The sequence below is a fragment of the Anaerotruncus sp. 1XD42-93 genome (assembly GCF_009917605.1).
Taxonomy (GTDB): Bacteria; Bacillota; Clostridia; order Oscillospirales; family Ruminococcaceae; genus Anaerotruncus.
In genome coordinates, this window is record NZ_QZEG01000197.1 from 1 (window position 1) to 863 (window position 863).

Here is an 863-nt window from a genome sequence, read left to right on the forward strand (position 1 = left end):
GGCCCAGCAGTCGAAATGGGTCATGTTCAATTCCTGGAGCCGCTCATACTGGAGGTAGCGTTGGATGGTATGAGGTAAGCACCACATGGGTACTCCCTCCCGAACCGTGCGGGCACCTCTCGATGCACACGGCTCTCCGTACTGTTATCGTTTTACGACTTCATCGAATTGTGAATTTCTGCATGACAGGATGGGCAAACGGCCAGAGTCTTGCGATGCCGTTTGCGCATAAGGATTTCCCACTCGTATTGCCCTGTAAGGTCTTTCAGACGCTTTACTTGGTGCATGACTAAACCGCCGCACTCCGCACCGCACAATTCGCACTGTTTAGAGCGCAAGCGAGTGGCCAGACTGTTGGGCTTGCTGTACTTTTTGTAAATATCCAGGATATCCACCTGCCCCAGTTGCGGCTTATCCTGTTTACGAAAGCCACTGTGGTAATAAATTGCTTCTTTGGGGCCTGCTTTCGTCGTGTACGGCACTGTGAACTCGCCGTTTTTGACATATCTCTCCTTGATTTTCCTGACCTGACAGCGATACTTGGAGCCAAAAGTTTTCAGCATACTGTACTTCATCAGGCTTGAGAAGTGATTCAAGGTGGACACATTTCCAGCTAACGAGTAGTAGTTGTACAGCCCTCGGACTTCCGCATTATAGCGGCTGAGGATTTCAATATCCGTCCTGTTCATGAGTTTCCCACGCGGCATAGCTTTCCACCGCTCTTTGCCCGAAGCGTCCTTACTGATTCGGATTGCGCCCAGTTCCAACAGCTTTGCAGCCCATTTCTCTTGGGGCATACGGAGCCGGACAACGCCGTAGTACACACGCTGCCGCTTTCCGTTTTTCAGCCGCTTGATGTCCTG

1 protein-coding gene is annotated in these 863 nt (G+C 51.3%); it reads right to left on the minus strand.

Translation table 11 applies throughout. From position 1 onward, the window contains the following. Positions 1 to 152 precede the first annotated feature (152 nt). A partial coding sequence (locus D5269_RS17995; RefSeq protein WP_347707317.1) for a group II intron reverse transcriptase/maturase occupies positions 153 to 863 on the minus strand: 711 nt, incomplete at its 5' end.